The organism is Bacillaceae bacterium S4-13-56 (assembly GCA_040191315.1).
Lineage (GTDB): Bacteria > Bacillota > Bacilli > Bacillales > JAWJLM01 > JAWJLM01.
Genome location: JAWJLM010000028.1, coordinates 36498 through 56301 on the forward strand (window position 1 = coordinate 36498; position 19804 = coordinate 56301).

A 19804-nucleotide genomic window follows, 5' to 3' on the forward strand; every position below is an offset into this window, starting at 1 on the left:
TAATAGCGCATAGGTAAGTTAAACTGAGCATAACAAGACCATTTTGCGCAAATACCGTCCAAAAGCCGACTTATAGGGAGTCAGCTATGCCTTCATAAAATAGTCTCTAATTAGAAACCCAAGCAAACACCATGCGGTCCTTGCCGTTGATGTCGCGGACAACTTCAAGGTTGGAATCCGGAAATTGATTCTTTATTAATTCGGGAACAGTCTCCCCTTGGTCATGACCAATTTCAAAGGCGATGAGGGCTTCACCGTCAATGACAAAAGGAATTTGTTCCAATAGTTTCTTATAAATAGCTAGTCCATTGTCTTCAGCAAATAATGCTAGTGACGGCTCATGGTTCACGACAACGTCAGATAATAATTCTCGCTCGGATTCTGGGATATAAGGTGGGTTTGAAATGACAAGGTCCACTTTTTGTCCGCTTTCTATTAATGGTTCAAGTAAATCCCCGTGACAAAACTCTATATTGGCTTTTAGTTCTGATGCGTTATCTTTTGCTACTATCAGTGCTGCTTCAGAGATGTCAGTCGCGGTCATTTTTATATTTGGGCATTCTAATGCCAAAGTGATGGCTATAATACCGCTGCCTGTTCCAACGTCGACTCCAGTTAACTTCGTATTGATTCTAGTTAATTCCTTTTTGTTTCCAGAGTTTAATCTTTCTAAATGCTTGCCGCTTCCATCCACTTTCTTTGCAAAATGATTTTTTGATAAGAGTCGTTTCTTCGTTTCCACAATCAGTTCCTCTGTTTCTGGGCGTGGGATGAGTACGTCTTTGTTTACCTTGAACTCCCGGCCGAAAAACTCGGTGTGGCCGATCATGTGCTGAATGGGGACTCCGTCTAAGGCATGGGAGCGAATCAAACGTTCATACTCCGCACCAACCGTGTCGGAGATTGCATCATGCCAGGAGGCGAGCATTTGGGCGCGGTTTTTTTTCAAAAGATGTTGGAGGAGTAGGTCGGCAACTAGCGGTTCGCGGTTATGCTGTTGTAAAAAAAGAGAAGCCCAGCGGCGGGCTTCGAAGTTGGTTTTCCAGTGCATGTTATGCTTCTCCTATTTCTTTTAGTTTGGCAGTTTGTTCTTCGATGATGAGTGTGTCGATGATTTCTGAGATTTTTCCTTCGACGATTTGGTCGAGTTTTTGAATGGTCAGGCCGATTCGGTGGTCGGTGACACGGTTTTGTGGGTAGTTATATGTGCGAATGCGTTCGGAACGATCTCCTGATCCGACGGCTGATTTTCTAGTTTCGTCATATTTTTCTTGGGCTTCGCGTTGGAATTTATCATAGACTCTTGCGCGAAGTACTTTCATGGCTTTTTCTTTGTTTTTGATTTGTGATTTTTCATCTTGACAGGAGACGACGATGCCAGTTGGGACGTGGGTTAGTCGTACGGCTGACATGGTGGTGTTAACGCTTTGTCCTCCTGGTCCGCTGGATGCGAAGGTGTCGACGCGGATATCTTTTTCGTGGATATCGACTTCGACTTCTTCGGCCTCTGGTAAAGCAACTACGGTTGCTGTTGATGTATGGATACGGCCGCCTGATTCCGTTTCCGGTACGCGTTGTACGCGGTGGGCTCCGCTTTCATATTTCAGTTTGGAGTAGGCACCTTTCCCTGTGATCATAAAAATAATCTCTTTATATCCGCCAAGTTCGGTTTGGTTGGCTTCGATGACTTCGGTTTTCCAGCCTTGTTCTTCGGCATAGCGGGAGTACATGCGGTATAGAGTGTTGGCAAAAAGAGCTGCTTCGTCTCCACCAGCTGCTCCACGTACCTCCATGATTACGTTCTTATCATCGTTAGGATCCTTCGGCAAAAGAAGAATTTTCATTTGTTCTTCGAGTTCTTCTTTGCGATCGGCCAGCTCACTAATTTCTTGCTTGACCATTTCACGCATGTCAGCGTCGCTTTCTCCATCTAGCATTTCTTTGGCATCTTTCAGTCCTTCTGATACCTCTTTGTACTCACGGTATGCTTCGACAACTGCTTGCAGCTCGGATTGTTCTTTAGAGTACTCGCGCAGTTTTTTTGTATCGCTAATGACCTCGGGGTCGCTAAGTAGTTCATTTAGTTTTTCATAACGGTCTTCTAGTGATTGTATACGATCAATCATATATTCCACCTCATTTTTCTCATAACATTCCTATTATAGTATAGACCAAGCTTTACCGTCAAAATTCGGTTTAAAGAAAAGATTTTGATTTATTTGATTGTTATCCGTTTGGAAAATGGACATTTTTTAGTGGAATGGGGATTCTAATGAGGAATAAAAGGAGTACTAGTGATGGCAAAAGTTTTATATGTCACAGCGAATCCGAAAGAAGTGAACGAGTCCTTTAGTTTGACGGTCGGTGAGGAGTTTTTAAAAACTTATCTCCAATTTTGAGAGCCTGTTTCACCAATTTACTAGCTTGCGAGTCAAGTAAAATCATTAGAAAAACTTAGCTTATTGTTAAAAGGGATTCCTTAAAAGCGTATTTTGCTTTCTTAGAATCCCTTATACTCTGTCCATGACGAATCCCTACTTATACTAACCACCGACTAAAGTTATAAAAGTGCATCTGCCAAACGGATACACTTTCTCATTAATTTTTAGTTACCTCGTCTAAAGGGATATGTTGATAGTAGTCAAATGTTACGGTCTCGGTTTTACTTGAGTTATTTTCCAATGGATCATTTTTCGTTTTAGGAATGCTGTCGAATGGGATATCTTTGTAGTAATCGTACATGTTGGTTGATTCATTCTATCAAGTCTCTAATTCCCTGAAAAAGGTACAAAAAGTGAGTACAATTATCGGGGAGATTATTACTATTTTAATAGTGAAAACGTTTTATTACCAGCTGTTTTTATTGGGAAAATGAAACCATTCAGTTCACTCAGCTACGATATGTTTTTCTGTAGGGAAGTAGTTCTAATCGTTGTTTTCTTATAAAAGGTCTCAGCAAAGGGCATTAAGTAATTAATGACATATCCACTGCTAAGGGCAATGATTACTGTGCCAATTCCAATAGGTCCATTAAAAATGAGAGCCAACGCTACTAGGACAATATTAATGAGAATTCGTGAGTGAGCAAGATTTTTCCCTGTTACTTCCCTAATGACGAGCATCATTTCATCCATTGGAATTGGTGCAAATTTTGCTTGTAGATAAGTAGCAACTCCAATTCCGCTTAAAATAATTCCTAAAAACATGAACAGCCATTGTTCAACCCAAAAGCTTGGGATAAGCCACCCTCTTAACAAAAGGAGCCACATATCAATACAAATTCCAGTAATAACAGATGTTCCAATGGCCAAATAATTAGGCCGACGTTTCTTTATCATCGCATTTATTAAAACCATGGCAACTCCCAAAATTATCTCCCAGCTACCAACTGTAAGCCCAACTGTTCGATATAGCCCTACTAGTAACGCATCAAAAGGGGATGTGCCCATAGAAGACTGAATGAGAACTCCAATACCGAGAGTCATAATGACAATACCAATCACATAAAACAAAGCTCTCTCTCGTACAATCTTCATAAAAAACCTCCCCCTTATCTATTTTTAAAAACTAAAGGAATTTCGCCATGGAAATAAGGTCAAAATATTCGTCCTCAATTTTGACTTGTTTCTTACGCCTTCCTTCTTCCTCGAAACCGATACTTTTATATAAATGAATGGCAGGTATATTGTTATGGAAAACTTCAAGATTGATTTTTTCTAAAATGGGATGTGCAGTTGCCCAATCAATCATTGTGGAAACAAGGGAGCGCCCGATTCCTTCGCCACGAAAGTTTTCATCAACACTCATCCCGAATTCCCCTTGGTGAACGGTACGTAGTTGATGGCCACCGTGAAAATCAAGGAAACCAATGATTCCTTCATCGATTTCTGCAATAATCGCAAGCTTGTTTGGATGATAGAGGATCGACTTGATCCATTCTTTTTCTTTTTTCAAAGGAACATAATTCATTTCCTCAGCAGTTGTAAGTAAAAAATCCGTGTTCATCATCACTTTCCGACTATGTTTAAGAATAGAAGCTGCATCTTTTGGTTTTGCTGAACGAAGACGGTAATGCCGTCCTGACTTCATCTCTAAATCCAAACTCCCCATATCAGCCATTCGGATTCCCTCCATCTATTTAGAAGTCCTACAGATAGGAGAGTTCTTACTTCCTATCCTCAAACAAAATTCGGGAAGTGCGACTTGCACTACCCGAATTGATGTTTCTTATAATATCATCATATGACTTTTGCCGAACAAATTGCAACTAAAATTCACTTAATCCATTAAGACATCGATGCGATAACGCGGAACAGCACGTTGTACAACATTTTGGACTCGTTTGACTAGTTCCTCATCATTCTCGTTTCCTTGATTTTGAATAACTACTTGAACCGATGTTCCTAAGAAAGTCACTCGTTGTACTTCCACGCCATCTACCGTTTCAGCAGCATCCTGGATTTGATCACGGTCGATTCGAAAGCCTCCTTCTAGGTGCCGCATATCTGCTGGGTGTTCTGTAGCAATACCACCTGGATGGGGTTGTTCATTGGAAAGCCTTAAGACATCGGCACGATTTTCATTCGTGTTATCAGCCATATCGGTTCCACAACCAACCATTATAAAAAATAGAGAAAATAGGAACAAAAAACCTAAACGCATAAAATCCCTCCTCACAGATTCTTACGTTTAGGTTTTCCTAAATTTTAGGGAACTTGCATACTTTTTTATGAAATGAATGGAAGGTTATTCTATCGACAGTTCATTAAAATGATAGCCTTGTTCCCAGCTTTGGCCTCCATCTTTTGTAATGTACAAAATCGAGGACCCTTTTCCATCTCCTTGAATCCACCAACCGTTTTGTTCATCTGAAAAACCGATAGTTGGTTTTGCATACCCAATGAATTCTCCCTCGCTAATAGCCCATGTTTCTCCACCATCTGTAGTTCCCCCTATTGAAATTGGATTATCACATGGGGCACAAATTGCTGACATAAAGGCAACATCTTTAGTAAGGACAAACAAATCACCAGGAGCAGAACCAATGGCTGGATAGTCCCTACCATCTTCCTCTATCGTAAAACCTGGACCAGGTCCCGCTCCGGCTGTGGAATTCACCAAAACTGGTCGGAGATCTTTCCCATTATCTTGAGTGTGAAATAAGGAATAACCCACTTGTGACATGCCAGCATCTCCGGTCATCTGAATCCAAGCATCATCCACTCCAGCAGAACGAATTTCAACTTTTCTAAGAGGAGCCTTAGTCTCACGCTCCATGATAATTTTCCAATTCGCTCCTCCATCTTCCGTTCTTTTTACAGTAATGATTGTATTCTCTTCCTCATAGGTCACTGCCCATCCATTGTTTTGATCATGGAAATATGGATGATGAATTGTGTTTTCAGGAATCGGTAGCTCCACCCAAGACACCCCACCATCCTGCGTCATAAAGTTACCCGCAAATCCCTCTGTGTCAGAGTTAAAGTGAAGGAACCCAGCAGAAGAAGAGTCGGTGAATAAGTCTTTGCTTACTGGAACCTCACCAACAATGGTCCAGTTTGATCCCCCATCGGTGGTTCTTAATAGCTTCATTGGTTCATCATTCGTATTTTCATCGTCAAGAACCGCCCAAGCTAACTCATTATTTAAAGCAAAAATTTGTTTAACTGTCTCCGACTGATTTTTCCATTGAATATCCCAAGATGCTCCTTTATTTTCACTCCTAGCAATCCATCCTTTCCCACCGGTCCAACCATTATTCTCATTAGTCAGCCGTAGAGCTGTTACTAGCTTGGGCTCTATTTTTGCTACATCAATTTTTTCATCTTGTTCTTGCTCATTTTCTGCCGAATCATTTTGATCTATTGCATTTTTCTCGTCAGAACTTTCATCTACATTATCATATTCTTTATTTTCGTTTTCTTCTTCATTTTCGGTTTTTTCTTCATTAAGAGGGATATTTGCAGCATTCTCAGAATTATTGCTACCTCCTAATTCCCTATTATAATTTGCAGTATCCATCTGATGGGGCTGAATATTGAAAATTGTATAGGCCCCACCAAGAAGGAAAACAAAAAGGAATGCTGTCACTATAACGGGCATCTTCATCATAAAAAATGAGCTTTTTTTCTTTTTCTCACGAATTTTACGACGGACTTCAGATCTACTTTTTTCGGAGAAATCCCCATCCTTGAACACGGTTTCGTCCATGGCTTTCCGTAAATTTTTTAATCGATCATCCATTGATGCCGGCCTCCTCATACATATCCTTTAAAAGATTTCTCGCTCGGCGCATTCGAGTCCGAATCGTCTTGGAATTGACCTTTAAGGCCGCGGCAATTTCCTCTGTATCCAACTCGGAATAATAATATAGTAAAATGACTTCCCGATATTTCATTGGAAGTTTCATGATACAATCTGCTAAAAATGAATCTTCATCCTTTTTTATCAAATCCTGTTCAGGAGTCGGGGTTGTACTCCTTGTGGATTGGTAGTATTCATCAAAACCGGACCGTATATTTCGAAAAGACCAGGATTTTAAAGAGTCCTTACATTTATTAATGGTCACACGATGGAGCCAGGTTTTTAGAGATGATTCTCCACGAAAAGAAGTTAGTTTCTCATAACTTGTTATAAAAACGTCCTGAACCAAGTCCTCTGCTTTTGCCCAATCATGTACATAGGTATAGGCAAGCTTCATTAAATCAGGACCATATTCATTCATAATAACTTCTAAAATATCATCTGGCTCTTGTTCTTGGATCCACTCAATGCCTCTCTCTGCCCGGTTCATCCAATTACCCCTATTCCTTGCTTAGTTAAATCTTTGAACGCGTTCATCGTCATTGACGAGGCTCGCCTACATTCCGTTTCAAAATATATTGTACATTAAGTTGAGAAAGTATGGGAGGTGGAGTTTTAGAATGATGTGATTTAAAAGAGGACTATGTTAGGAGAAACGTTTATGGCTATGTTTTGGCGGATGCACTGCGTTTTGCGGGATGCACTGCGTTTTGCGGGATGCACTGCGTTTTGCGAGATTAATGCTCGAATAGAATGGTATATGCTCAAGTTCTGACTCCTATGCGCGAAATATTTTGTTTTTGCGCAGCTTTTATGGGGCCTATGCTCAAAATTCAGCATTTAATGCGCAGCTTTTCCTGAGGTATGCTCAGTTTCTTTGATCTATGCTTAAGTCAGTGTCTATTGGCGCAAATTCTCCATCTTATGCTAAGTTAAACAGCTTTTTATTCACTTTTACTCCCTGATCCCACCCAAAACTCAATTATAAACAGTCTTTTATTCACTTTTACTCCCTGATCCCACCCAAAACTCTATTATAAGCAGCTTTTTATTCACTTTTACTCCCCGATCCCGCTCAAAACTCAATTATAAACAGCTTTTTATTCACTTTTACTTCCTGATCCCACTCAAAACTCAATTATAAACAGCTTTTTATTCACTTTTACTCCTTGATCCAACCCAAATCTCAATTATAAACAGCTTTTTATTCACTTTTACTCCTTGATCCAACCCAAAACTCCATTATAAACGGCTTTTATTCACTTTTACCCCTTGATCCAACCCAAAACTCAATTATAAACAGCTTTTTATTCACTTTTGCACCCTGCTCCCACTCAAAACTCAATTATAAACGGCTTTTTATTCACTTTTACCCCCTGATCCCGCTCAAAACTCAATTATAAACGGCTTTTTATTCACTTTTACTCCCCGCTCCCACCCAAAACTCTATTATAAACAGCCTTTTATTCACTTTTACCCCCTGCTCCCACTCAAAACTCAATTATAAGCAGCTTTTTATTCACTTTTACTCCCTGATCCCACCCAAATCTCAATTATAAACAGCTTTTTATTCACTTTTACTCCCCGCTCCTACCCAAATCTCAATTATAAACAGCTTTTTATTCACTTTTACTCCCCGCTCCCACCCAAATCTCAATTATAAACAGCTTTTTATTCACTTTTACTCCCCGCTCCTACCCAAAACTCAATTATAAACAGCTTTTTATTCACTTTTACTCCCCGCTCCCACCCAAAACTCTATTATAAACAGCCTTTTATTCACTTTTACCCCCTGCTCCCACTCAAAACTCAATTATAAGCAGCTTTTTATTCACTTTTACTCCTTGCTCCCGCTCAAAACTCCATTATAAACAGCTTTTTATTCACTTTTACTCCCTGATCCCGCTCAAAACTCCATTATAAACAGCTTTTTATTCACTTTTACTCCCCGCTCCCACTCAAAACTCAATTATAAACAGCCTTTTATTCACTTTTACTCCCTGCTCCCACTCAAAACTCAATTATAAACAGCCTTTTATTCACTTTTACTCCCTGCTCCCACTCAAAACTCAAAACTCAAAAACTCAAAACTCAAATCTCAAACTCAATCAAAAAAACCCCAAACGCATGAGCGCCGGGGTTCCATAAACATCATTCAAATAAAAACTATTCTCTTTCTGCAAACACGACTAGCCTGGGCTTGTTTGGCACCTCATGGTGATGACGACAGCGAGGCTCGTATGATTCAGAAGCACCTACTAGGATGATTGGATCGTCATAAGAAGCTGGTTCTCCATTTATTAGACGTTGCGTACGACTAGCAGGTGATCCGCATACCGGACAGATTGCTTGAAGCTTCGTTACTGATTCTGCAAGAGCCATTAAACGGGGAACTGGGCCAAATGGCTCTCCACGAAAATCGGTATCGAGACCAGCTACGAGAACTCGGTAACCTTGGTCTGCGAGTTGCTCTGCAATGTCAACAACCGCATTATCAAAAAATTGGACTTCATCAATTCCGACTACATCCACAGTCTCATCAATATAATCAAGAATATCTGCTGCCTTTTCTACGGGACGAGCTAGGATAGACGTTCCGTTATGTGAAACGATGGAGTCTTTGGAATATCGATTATCTATTATAGGCTTGAAAACCCTAACGGATAAATTACCATAAGTTGCTCTGCGTACCCTACGAATAAGCTCCTCTGATTTTCCAGAAAACATACTCCCACAAATCACTTCTACCCAACCACTTTGTTTCATGACGTACATGGTGTTCTCTCCCCTCTTAGATTCAAGTCCAATTTATTATGTACCATGAACTTTTCAACTCTATTCACAAAAGGTTTATATTAAAGAAAGTAAAGTATTATTTCCAATGATAGAAAAGGGATTGTCCCCATAAACGAGTAAAAAAACAGGCAAAGTTAGACATTTTGCCTGTTTTTTTGAGAAAAATAAACTTATCAAAGTTTATTTCATGTTGTATTTTTTCTTAAAGCGATCTACACGGCCACCAGCTTGGTCAGCTTTTTGCTTACCAGTGTAGAACGGATGTGAAGCTGAACTAATCTCCACGCGGATTAATGGGTATGTGTTACCATCTTCCCATTCAATAGTTTCATCAGAATACTTTGTTGATCCGCTTAAGAATTTGTAGTCCGAACTAGTATCAAGGAATACTACTTTACGGTAGTTTGGATGAATTCCTTCTCTCATGTCTTCCACTCCTTTTCGCCCTGAATCCTGAGGAAACAGAGTATTTGTAAGAGTTTTATCATTCGCCAATGTTAGCCGATTTGAACTCACATAGAAAGATTATAACAGTGTGATTTTGATTTTGCAAGACCATTTATTGTTGATTCAGTGGTGAAAGCTGGTTGTCTATCAAAAATCCTTCATGATGAAAATATAAATCCTTTCTATATCAGGCTATACACGACGTTTATTCGTTTTTCCCTTCATTTCCTCATCCATCATTTGGAAGAATTCTTCATTGTTTTCCGATAATTTCAAACGACGAAGGAACCGCTCTGTAAAGTCAGGAGAGTCATTCATTGTTTTGCGGATCGTCCACATCTTATCTAGGTGTTCCTTTGAAATTAACAGCTCTTCTTTTCTTGTGCCAGAACGTAGAATGTTAATTGCTGGGAAGATACGACGTTCAGCAAGAGCACGATCAAGGTGGAGCTCCATATTACCTGTTCCCTTAAATTCCTCGTAAATAACATCATCCATACGTGATCCTGTTTCAACAAGGGTTGTTGCAAGAATTGTTAGACTTCCACCTTCTTCAATATTTCTTGCAGCACCAAAGAAGCGTTTTGGACGGTGGAAGGCAGCTGGATCAATCCCCCCAGATAATGTACGGCCACTTGGAGGGATAACCAAATTATACGCACGCGCCAACCTCGTAATACTATCCATTAAGATAACGACGTCACGCTTGTGTTCTACCAAGCGCATGGCACGTTCCAGAACAAGTTCAGATACTTTTATATGATTTTCTGGAACCTCATCAAAGGTCGAGCTGACCACGTCCACTCCATCATGAACGGAACGCTCGATATCGGTTACCTCTTCAGGACGTTCATCTACTAAAAGAATAATTAATTTAGCATCAGGGTGGTTCACAGAAATACTATGAGCGATTTCTTTTAGAAGCATCGTTTTTCCAGCCTTTGGAGGAGCTACGATCAATCCACGTTGACCAAATCCAACAGGAGACATTATATCCATAATTCTAGTAGAGATTTTCTTTGACTCGGTTTCTAGTTTAATTCTACGGTCCGGATAAAGAGGAGTTAATGCAGGAAAGTGAACACGCTCTTTGGCAACTTCAGGATCCTCTCCATTCACAGCATCCACATGAAGCAGGCCATAGTACCTTTCATTTTCTTTAGGAGGACGAACCTTACCAGACACCTTATCCCCATTTCTTAAATCAAAACGCCGGATTTGAGAAGCCGAAATATAAATATCCTCCGAGCTTGGAGCATAATTGATCGGTCGTAAAAATCCAAAACCTTCCGATGAAATAATCTCTAAAATTCCATCCATAAATAAAAATCCATCTTTCTCAGCCTCAGCCTTTAGAATAGAAAAAATAAGTTCGCGTTTGGTTAACTTTGCATAGTAGGAGACTCTGTATTCTCGCGCCAGAGTATACAACTCCTTTAAGTTCATTGTTTCTAACTGCGAAATCGATAAAGCCATGTAACTTACACCACTCTCTATGAAATTTTTAGTCTAGTTCTTTGTTGAGAATTAGAATCAGATGAAGTAAAAATCAAGTAGAAAATACAAATGTAGAATAATCCACGAGGCGAGGTTTATAACAACCTCCATTTTACCCGAACAACCTGAAAAGTATACCATAAGAAAGAGAAACAGAGGATAGTTTTGCGGTCTACTCATTAGGAGAGAGGTCTAAAGCGGTAGACCTCTCTTTATGTTACTTTTCGTGATGGTGACAGTTAGTTCTTCGACTTTACATAGTTACGGCCGAATCACGAGGTTTGGTTTCTTCTTCAAACTATGGTTTCCATCGATAAATCGAACGGTACCTGATTTCGCTCTCATAACCACTGACTGTGTAGTTCCCCTAGTTGCCTTGAATTGAACACCTCTTAGAAGCTCACCATCTGTTACGCCTGTTGCGGCAAAGATACAGTCATCTCCTCCACAAAAATCGTCCATGTATAGAACTTTGTTCACATCGGTGATTCCCATTTCTAAACAACGGAGTCGTTCTTCTTCATTGGATGGAAGTAGTTTTCCTTGGATTTCTCCCCCTAGGCATTTCAATGCTACAGCAGCTAAAACTCCCTCTGGAGCTCCTCCAATTCCAAACAAGATATCTACTCCTGTATGGTCAAAGGCCGTGTTGATTGCGGCTGCTACATCTCCGTCTGAAAGGAGCTTAATTCTTGCTCCTGCATCACGAATGTCCTGAATCAGTTTTTCATGACGTTTGCGATTTAAAACAACAGCTACTAGGTCTTCCACATCTTTGTTCTTAGCCTTGGCTACTGCTTGAAGATTTTCTAACACAGATGCATTAATGTCTATTTTACCTACTGCCTCTGGTCCTACTGCGATTTTCTCCATATACATATCCGGCGCATGTAGTAGTTTACCATGATCTGCAACGGCAAGAACGGCTAACGCATTCCATGTTCCTTGTGCAACAATATTTGTTCCTTCTAGTGGATCTACCGCCACATCAACTCGAGGACCATAGCCATTCCCAAGCTTTTCCCCAATATAAAGCATGGGCGCTTCATCCATTTCTCCCTCACCAATAACTACAGTACCCTTCATTGGAACTGTGTCAAACACGTCTCTCATGGCGGAGGTTGCGGCATCATCTGCCTCATTTTTCTTTCCTCTCCCCATCCAACGTGCTGAAGCAAGGGCTGCTGCTTCGGTTACTCGAACTAGCTCCATCGTTAAACTTCTTTCCACGGTCATTCCTCCTCAAATAATCCATTTGACTTCCCCATCTCCGTGTCAAGAAGATAAATCTATATTGTTATCATAGCACAATTTAAGAGTTTTGAAATTGTTCAATTTCCTCTGGTGTCATTTTCTCTCTCCAAATAACAGCCCCCAAATTCGTTAACTTTTCTACAATGCACTCATACCCACGGTCAATATGGTCAAGCCCCGTAATTTCAGTAATTCCTTGCGCCATCAATCCGGCGACTATAAGAGCTGCACCCGCACGCAGGTCACTGGCCTTTACTTTTGCTCCTTCTAGTTTCACTGGTCCTGAAATAATAGCAGAACCACCCTCCACTTTGATCTGAGCATTCATGCGTCTAAGCTCATCGATATGCTTCAGACGAGCCTGGTAAATCGTATCCGTAACTACTCCAGTTCCATGAGCTTGTGTTAAGAGGGCCGTAATAGGCTGTTGTAGGTCCGTTGGAAAACCTGGATAGACCAGTGTTTTAATATCTACACTTTTCATTGGAGCAATCTTGCGAACAATCAATTGATCGTCCTGATCCTCAATATCCACTCCAGCTTCTCGCAGCTTAGCTATTAAGGATTCAAGATGCTGAGGAATAACATTGTCAATCATAACCTCTTCCCCCATAGCCGCTGCAATGATTGTGTACGTACCTGCTTCAATACGATCAGGAATAATAGTATGCTGACAGCCATGAAGACGATCAACGCCTTCAATACGGATCACATCCGTACCAGCTCCTTTAATTTTTGCACCCATGCTAGTTAAGAGAGTAGCCACATCGATGATCTCCGGCTCTTTCGCAGCATTCTCAATAATGGTTTTCCCTTTGGCACGAACAGCGGCTAACATAATGTTAATCGTTGCACCAACACTAACTACATCTAAATAAATACGGGCACCCTTTAACTCTTCCGCACGCAAATAAACAGCGCCTTGTTCATTCGTTACTTTGGCACCAAGAGCTTCAAATCCTTTAATATGCTGGTCTATAGGCCTTGGTCCTAAATGGCATCCACCAGGTAATCCTATGACAGCTTTTTTAAACCTACCAAGCATGGCTCCCATAAAATAATAAGAAGCACGTAGCTTTTTGACTCTTCCATTTGGTAGCGGCATGGAAATCATAGCTGATGGATCAATATGTATCGTTTGACCATCTTTATGCACTTTTCCACCAATCTCTTCTAGTAATTCACTTAAAATGTCAACGTCTGATATTGCAGGTAATCCTTCAATTATGACAGGGGAATCAGCTAAAATAGCTGCAGGCAGTAAAGCCACTGCACTATTCTTTGCTCCACTAATTCTCACCTTGCCTCGCAAAGGCTTACCTCCTTCAACGAGCAGTTTTTCCATCTTGGACTCCCTTCCTAAAATACAGACCTTTAGATTAGCATGTGCAAAAAAGAATTATTCATTCCAATTATTCCTATTTTTGATTATTCCAATCTGCTAGAAATTTCTCAATTCCTTGGTCTGTAAGAGGGTGTTTTACCAATTGTTCTAGGACTTTAAACGGAATTGTTGCAATATGAGCCCCATTTAAAGCTGCTTCTGTTACATGAACTGGATGGCGAATAGATGCTGCAATAATCTCAGAAGCAATTCCATGAATATCAAAAATTTCTGCTATTTGACGAATTAAATCCATCCCATTATGACCAATGTCGTCCAAACGACCTAAAAATGGAGATACGTAGGTAGCCCCTGCTCGTGCGGCAAGTAACGCTTGGTTTGCTGAGAAAATAAGGGTTACATTCGTTTTAATGTTTTTATCAGATAAAGCTTTTACAGCTTTAAGACCTTCAAGGGTCATTGGCACTTTTATCGTTATATTAGGGGCAATAGCTGCAAGTTCTTCTGCCTCTTTAAGCATGCCTTCTGCATCAAGAGCAATAACTTCTGCACTAACAGAGCCTTCTGTTACTTCTTGTGTAATTTCTTTCAAACGATCATGAAAAGAAACCCCTTCCTTCGCTACTAGACTAGGATTAGTAGTTACTCCAGCTAGTACGCCTAGGGCATTTGCTTCCTTAATTTCTTCAATATTGGCAGTGTCGATAAAAAATTTCACGAGTTTTTTTCCTCCTTAAATTTAATCTTTTCTAGCTTCCTCCAAAGTTCACCTTCGAATATTTATCCAAATTAAGTAACCGCAGTCCCAACACGGGCGACGGTTTTAGCCGACGATCTTTTTTTCGATTCGGTCCACCGCCTTACATCAATAGGATCCAAGGAGCTTGTACTTTTCTTTTGGATAAGCGTAATCAAAAGGAAACCGCCCACTTTCAGGCGGCTTCAAAAGGGAGCTTAAGCTTTATTAGAAGAACCAAATTCGCGAATTTTGCCAATAACAGTTTGCTTGATAGCTTCGCGAGCTGGTCCAAGATATTTACGCGGATCATAAAGATCTGGATTTTCAGCTAAGACTTCACGAACCTTTTTAGCTGATGAAATTTGATTTTCTGTATTTACATTAATTTTAGCCGTACCAAAAGATATAGCTTTTTGAATGTCTTTTGTTGGAATTCCTGTTCCTCCATGAAGAACAAGTGGCTTATTAACCAAATTCATAATTTCTTCCATTTGCTTGAATCCAAGGTTTGGCTCGCCTTTGTATGGTCCATGAACAGATCCAAGTGCAGGAGCAAATACGTCTACGTTTGTTTCATCTACAAGTTGTTTACATTCTGCTGGAATCGCATAAGCTGCAGATGCATCTTCAACAATAAGGTCATCCTCTTGACCACCAATACGGCCTAGTTCAGCTTCCACTGAAACACCGTGAATATGAGCAAGTTCAACAACCTTTTTCGTAAGTGCAATATTCTCTTCTAGAGGGAAATGCGATCCGTCAATCATAACGGATGTGAATCCTGCTTGAATAGCTTCCGCGCATTTTTCAAAGCTTGAACCGTGGTCAAGGTGAATAGCTACAGGAACTGTAACTTTATACTCCTCCATTAAATCTTTCACTATACCGACAATAAGCTTAAAACCACCCATATAACGGGCTGCACCTTCAGAAACACCTAGAATAACGGGAGAATTCTCTTCTTGGGCCGCTTGTAAAATAGCTTGAGTGAACTCTAAATTATTAATGTTAAACTGCCCGACAGCATAGCGTTCCTCTTTTGCTTTTTCTAACATTTCTTTCATTGATACTAATGGCATTGCGTAGTTCCTCCTTTAAAAGTTCCCATTTATAAAACTGGAAGTTGGATAAGAAAGTATGATACTTCTAATCGAAAAGATCTTTTTTGTTTCAGTATTAGAATACCAACTAGTGAAAGCTTGTGCAACATAGGGTCTATTAAGATAACGCTTACTTCTAAATTTTTTTCATTTTGTCCACTTTTTAGGATGATTTTGGTAAAATAGAAAGGACAAAATTTCTTAATTCTTGAATATCAAAAGGCTTAGAAATTATCTTTTTTACTAGGGGATTTTGTGAAAGGACTTCCACGTTTTCTCTGCTAGTACCTGACATGACAATTATGGAAGTTTTGTAATCTTTTTTTTCTAATTCTTTGATCACCTGCTTGCCATTATAAAGTGGTAAATGGTAGTCCAATAAGATGACATCATATTGATTTTTGTTAGTCATATCAAGAGCTTTACGTCCGTCAGTAGCTATTGATACTTTTATTTCCTCTTGTTTTAATATCTCCTCAAGCAGCAAACATATTCCTGGTTGATCGTCTACTATTAAAACGTGAGGTACCATAGAAATCCCCCCTAAATCCTTTTTGTGCATATATGTATGGTTTGTGATGCTTTTTTTCAGGGTATCCTTTATACTACTTTTAATATCGTCAAGAACTAATTATACTTTAGTATAACAGAAAAAGGGAGGCTTCATATGCTAAAAATGTTGAGTACACAAATCACTGGAAAGTTTTTGGAGATTATGGAAACGGAGCAATATCATATCGAAGATGCTGCTCGATCACTTTCGCAAGCAATAATAGGACAAGGGACCCTTTATTGGTTTGGATTTGGTGAGATGCACGCCCTTATTGATGAGGTTGTACATGGAGCTGAAACGTTGCCATCCTCAAAAATTTTTCAATCTGATATAGAACTTCACCCTATGGATCGGGTAGTTATAGCTACTCGTTTTGCGGACCATAAAGACGCGATGTCCCTTGCTAAAAACATACAAGAATCTGAAGCTCAGGTGATTAGCCTTAGCGCCATCAGAAATGACGAGCATTCGCTTAAGCAAGTAGCTGATATTCATATTAATACAAAGATTACTGAGCCACTACTTCCATTAGAAAACAGCCGCGCTTGTTTCCCTTCTGTTATGACAATGCTTTATGCGTATTACGGACTTGTGTTAACTACGAGAGAAATATTAGCCGATCATGAGGAAGATGAGTGAGTCTCGTTTGACGGTGATACTTAGGTTTTAATGGAGGGCTTGAAATGTGAATTTAAACTTGATTTGTTGGCTTGGATACGCGGGCCTGCAACCTCTGATCGTGTCACTAATCAGTGGGATTTAGCACTGAAACTCTGCGTTCCATGAAAAACTGTCACATAACCCAATAAAATCATCCCATAGAAATGGGAACAGTTTCACGCAAATCCGGAACAAGGGGAAACTGGCACATATACGACTCCTACGGCACTATCCTTAGAAAAAGCGTCACTTAAAACCGGCCTTTTAGCACATAAGTTTTATTAACCGGTACTTAATTCATGTTTTTATCACGTAAGATAATTGTGCATCACGAAAATAGCGAGATTGTCACACTCAAAAGCAGGAGTAAATTCTCCAACATCAACTCTAAAAATCCAAAAGGCAGCTCGCGTCCCTTATGACGCGGCTGCCTTTTTCTAATGTCTAGCTTCAGGCCCTATCGACGTGAGCCGGCGCTTATGCTTTTCTTCTTATTTATTTTTGATAGATGCTCCAACAAAGTCACGGAAAAGTGGCTGTGGTCTAGTTGGACGCGACTTGAATTCAGGATGGAACTGGGAAGCCACAAACCAAGGATGATCTTTCAATTCAATAATTTCAATTAACCGACCATCTGGGCTTGTTCCTGAAAATATAAATCCTTTTTCCTCCATCTGTGCACGAAATTCGTTATTGAATTCATAACGATGGCGATGACGTTCATAAATAACTTCATCTGAGTAGGCTTCTGAAGCTTTTGTATCTTTTACCAATTTACATGGATAGATACCGAGTCGAAGGGTTCCACCAAGATCAAAGATATCTTTTTGTTCTGGTAGTAGATCAATAATTGGATAAGGCGTTTTTGGATCAATCTCAGAGGAATGAGCTCCTTTTAAACCAAGTACATTTCTTGCATATTCAATGGATGCTAATTGCATTCCTAAGCAAATACCAAGGAAAGGGATTTTATGTTCACGAGCATATTGGATCGCTTTGAGTTTTCCGTCAATTCCACGATCACCAAATCCACCAGGTACAAGAATCCCATGTACGCCTTGTAACATTTCCTCTATATTGTCGCCGTTTGTTTGCTCTGAGTTAATCCAGCGAATATTTATTTCTGAATTGTAATGGAATCCAGCATGCTTAAGTGATTCTACAACAGAAATATAAGCATCCTGCAGTTCTACATATTTACCAACAAGAGCAATGGTTACTTCATCTTGAAGATTTTTCACACGCTCTACTAACTGGTTCCATTCAGCCATATCTGCTTGTTCACATTTCAAATTAAAATGATCACAAGTTAGCTGATCCAAATTTTGGGCTTGAAGCATCAAAGGAACCTCATAAAGAGTTTCAGCGTCACGCATTTCAATAACAGCATTTTCATTAATATCACAAAACAGCGCAATCTTGTCTTTCATTTCTTGGCTAATTGGCATTTCTGTACGAAGAACAATTACATCCGGCTGGATACCAAGAGATCTAAGTTCCTTTACACTATGTTGTGTAGGCTTTGTTTTAAGTTCTCCCGCTGCTCGAATATAAGGAACGAGTGTGCAATGTAAGTACATTACATGGTCACGACCTACATCACTTTTAATTTGTCGGATGGCTTCTAAGAATGGTAAAGATTCAATATCCCCTACAGTTCCTCCGATTTCAGTAATAACGATATCAGCATTCGTCTCTTTTCCAGCACGAAGCACTCGGTCTTTAATTTCATTCGTAATGTGCGGAATAACCTGAACGGTTCCACCTAAAAAGTCTCCACGACGCTCCTTTTTGATAACAGAAGAATATACCTTACCTGTAGTGACGTTGCTGAACTTATTTAAATTAATATCGATAAAACGCTCATAATGGCCTAAATCAAGATCTGTTTCAGCCCCATCATCAGTAACAAAAACTTCTCCATGTTGGTATGGACTCATGGTTCCTGGATCTACATTAATGTAAGGATCAAATTTTTGAATCGTTACGTTTAATCCTCGGTTCTTTAGAAGTCGTCCAAGTGAAGCTGCTGTAATTCCCTTTCCTAAGGAGGAAACTACACCACCTGTTACAAAAATGTACTTAGTCATAATCTGCTTCCTTTCTCCTTTTAGCATCTATTTTATTTTTTTCAATAATAAAAAATCTATGAGAGCAAGGTCTAAATAAAAAAAGCGCTCCCGGTTATGGGAGCGCTTCTGTCCGAATCGTCATTTAAGGATATGTATCCTATCTGACGCTTTTCCAAGAGCCCAAATAGAATTCTACACATTTGAAAATTGAAAGTCAAGATGCTAATTATACATCTTCCTCATCTTCATCTTCCGTGTAATCCTCATCGTTATCATCATCATCAAGGTCGTCATCATCGTCAAGATCATCATCAAGGTCGTCATCATCATCCTCGTCGAGATCCTCTTCCTCATCATTAGAATCCGAGTCAGAGCCAAGGTCATAATCGTAATCATCGTCTTCCACATCATCGGAATCATCGGAATCATCTAAATCTAGATCTTCCTCATCTAAATCAAGGTCTTCCTCATCTATATCCTCTTCGTCTAATACATCATCTTCTAAATCTTCTTCCACACGCTTGGTCTTTTTCTTTTTCTTCTTCTTCTTCACCGGGATTGCGAAGTCTTCCTCTGACTGTTCGACGGGGTACCATCTTTTTAGTCCCCACATGTTTGAGCCCACAGTCATGAAACGACCATCTATATTGAGATCAGTGTACAATCTAGAAATGGCACGCTCTTTTTCTTCATCTGAAAACCCTTTTAAATCAGCAACCTTTTTAAAAATATCGTGGAAATTCACTGCTTTATTTTCTTCTGTTAATATTTCCATTGCTAGTTCGATCATCGATGCTTCTTGAATTGCTTCTTTAGAATAATCTTTGATTCTCATGACTCAGCACTCCCTTTATCTGAAAACATTTATTACTAACAAAACTTTCCTACGTTCCTTCATTATAAACAAATCAATAGGTATTATGCTAGAGATTAGGAAATGTTCTCACAAAATATTACGCATCGAGGTTATTTTAATGCTTTTAATAAAAAACTGCAACGTAAGTAAGAAAAGCGCAAGCGCCCTCGATCATCGACGTA

At 39.7% G+C, this 19804-nt stretch carries 18 protein-coding genes; 1 reads left to right on the forward strand and 17 read right to left on the reverse strand.

Translation table 11 applies throughout. The features are described 5' to 3' along the window. Positions 1 to 106 precede the first annotated feature (106 nt). The 15 genes from prmC to RZN25_09375 all read right to left on the reverse strand — a co-directional run bounded on the left by prmC (position 107) and on the right by RZN25_09375 (position 16013). The gene (gene prmC, locus RZN25_09305) at positions 107 to 1051 is read right to left on the reverse strand and encodes a peptide chain release factor N(5)-glutamine methyltransferase (protein ID MEQ6377014.1); all 945 of its coding nucleotides are present in this window, start codon (positions 1049 to 1051) and stop codon (positions 107 to 109) included. 1 nt (position 1052) lies between these two features. Beyond that, positions 1053 to 2126, reverse strand: a complete 1074-nt coding sequence (gene prfA / locus RZN25_09310; protein ID MEQ6377015.1) for a peptide chain release factor 1 — start codon at positions 2124 to 2126, stop codon at positions 1053 to 1055. 768 nt (positions 2127 to 2894) lie between these two features. Then, a complete protein-coding gene (locus RZN25_09315; protein MEQ6377016.1) occupies positions 2895 to 3536 on the reverse strand; it encodes a YitT family protein in 642 nt (213 codons plus the stop codon). Positions 3537 to 3567: 31 nt separating this feature from the next. Next, positions 3568 to 4119: a GNAT family N-acetyltransferase gene (locus RZN25_09320; GenBank protein ID MEQ6377017.1), complete on the reverse strand. Its 552-nt coding sequence runs from the start codon at positions 4117 to 4119 to the stop codon at positions 3568 to 3570. A gap of 159 nt (positions 4120 to 4278) precedes the next feature. Then, positions 4279 to 4662, reverse strand: coding sequence for a hypothetical protein (locus RZN25_09325; protein MEQ6377018.1), 384 nt, complete (start codon positions 4660 to 4662; stop codon positions 4279 to 4281). An 84-nt stretch (positions 4663 to 4746) separates the two neighbouring features. Beyond that, a complete protein-coding gene (locus tag RZN25_09330; protein MEQ6377019.1) occupies positions 4747 to 6243 on the reverse strand; it encodes a hypothetical protein in 1497 nt (498 codons plus the stop codon). Next, positions 6236 to 6793, reverse strand: a complete 558-nt coding sequence (locus RZN25_09335) for a sigma-70 family RNA polymerase sigma factor (protein ID MEQ6377020.1) — start codon at positions 6791 to 6793, stop codon at positions 6236 to 6238. Before RZN25_09335 ends, RZN25_09330 begins: the two co-directional genes overlap by 8 nt. A gap of 1676 nt (positions 6794 to 8469) precedes the next feature. Then, entirely contained in the window at positions 8470 to 9078 is a 609-nt protein-coding gene (locus RZN25_09340; GenBank protein MEQ6377021.1) for a thymidine kinase, read from the reverse strand. 201 nt (positions 9079 to 9279) lie between these two features. Then, positions 9280 to 9525 carry a type B 50S ribosomal protein L31 gene (locus RZN25_09345; protein ID MEQ6377022.1) on the reverse strand — a complete coding sequence of 82 codons (246 nt, stop codon included), beginning with the start codon at positions 9523 to 9525 and terminating at the stop codon, positions 9280 to 9282. Between the two features lie 213 nt (positions 9526 to 9738). Continuing rightward, entirely contained in the window at positions 9739 to 11022 is a 1284-nt protein-coding gene (gene rho / locus RZN25_09350; GenBank protein ID MEQ6377023.1) for a transcription termination factor Rho, read from the reverse strand. A gap of 282 nt (positions 11023 to 11304) precedes the next feature. Continuing rightward, a complete protein-coding gene (glpX, locus tag RZN25_09355; protein MEQ6377024.1) occupies positions 11305 to 12273 on the reverse strand; it encodes a class II fructose-bisphosphatase in 969 nt (322 codons plus the stop codon). 82 nt (positions 12274 to 12355) lie between these two features. Continuing rightward, positions 12356 to 13642, reverse strand: a complete 1287-nt coding sequence (locus tag RZN25_09360; protein MEQ6377025.1) for a UDP-N-acetylglucosamine 1-carboxyvinyltransferase — start codon at positions 13640 to 13642, stop codon at positions 12356 to 12358. Positions 13643 to 13715: 73 nt separating this feature from the next. After that, positions 13716 to 14360, reverse strand: coding sequence for a fructose-6-phosphate aldolase (gene fsa, locus RZN25_09365; protein MEQ6377026.1), 645 nt, complete (start codon positions 14358 to 14360; stop codon positions 13716 to 13718). A gap of 236 nt (positions 14361 to 14596) precedes the next feature. Beyond that, entirely contained in the window at positions 14597 to 15460 is an 864-nt protein-coding gene (fba, locus tag RZN25_09370; protein MEQ6377027.1) for a class II fructose-1,6-bisphosphate aldolase, read from the reverse strand. Between the two features lie 184 nt (positions 15461 to 15644). Further along, entirely contained in the window at positions 15645 to 16013 is a 369-nt protein-coding gene (locus RZN25_09375; GenBank protein ID MEQ6377028.1) for a response regulator, read from the reverse strand. Between the two features lie 135 nt (positions 16014 to 16148). Here RZN25_09375 and RZN25_09380 point away from each other — a divergent pair, with 135 nt between their 5' ends. Continuing rightward, positions 16149 to 16673 carry a DUF2529 family protein gene (locus RZN25_09380; protein MEQ6377029.1) on the forward strand — a complete coding sequence of 175 codons (525 nt, stop codon included), beginning with the start codon at positions 16149 to 16151 and terminating at the stop codon, positions 16671 to 16673. Positions 16674 to 17185: 512 nt separating this feature from the next. On the opposite strand, the gene RZN25_09385 is transcribed toward RZN25_09380, so the two are convergent. After that, positions 17186 to 18784, reverse strand: coding sequence for a CTP synthase (locus RZN25_09385; protein ID MEQ6377030.1), 1599 nt, complete (start codon positions 18782 to 18784; stop codon positions 17186 to 17188). A gap of 208 nt (positions 18785 to 18992) precedes the next feature. Continuing rightward, positions 18993 to 19601, reverse strand: coding sequence for a DNA-directed RNA polymerase subunit delta (gene rpoE / locus RZN25_09390; protein MEQ6377031.1), 609 nt, complete (start codon positions 19599 to 19601; stop codon positions 18993 to 18995). Between the last annotated feature and the right edge of the window lie 203 nt (positions 19602 to 19804).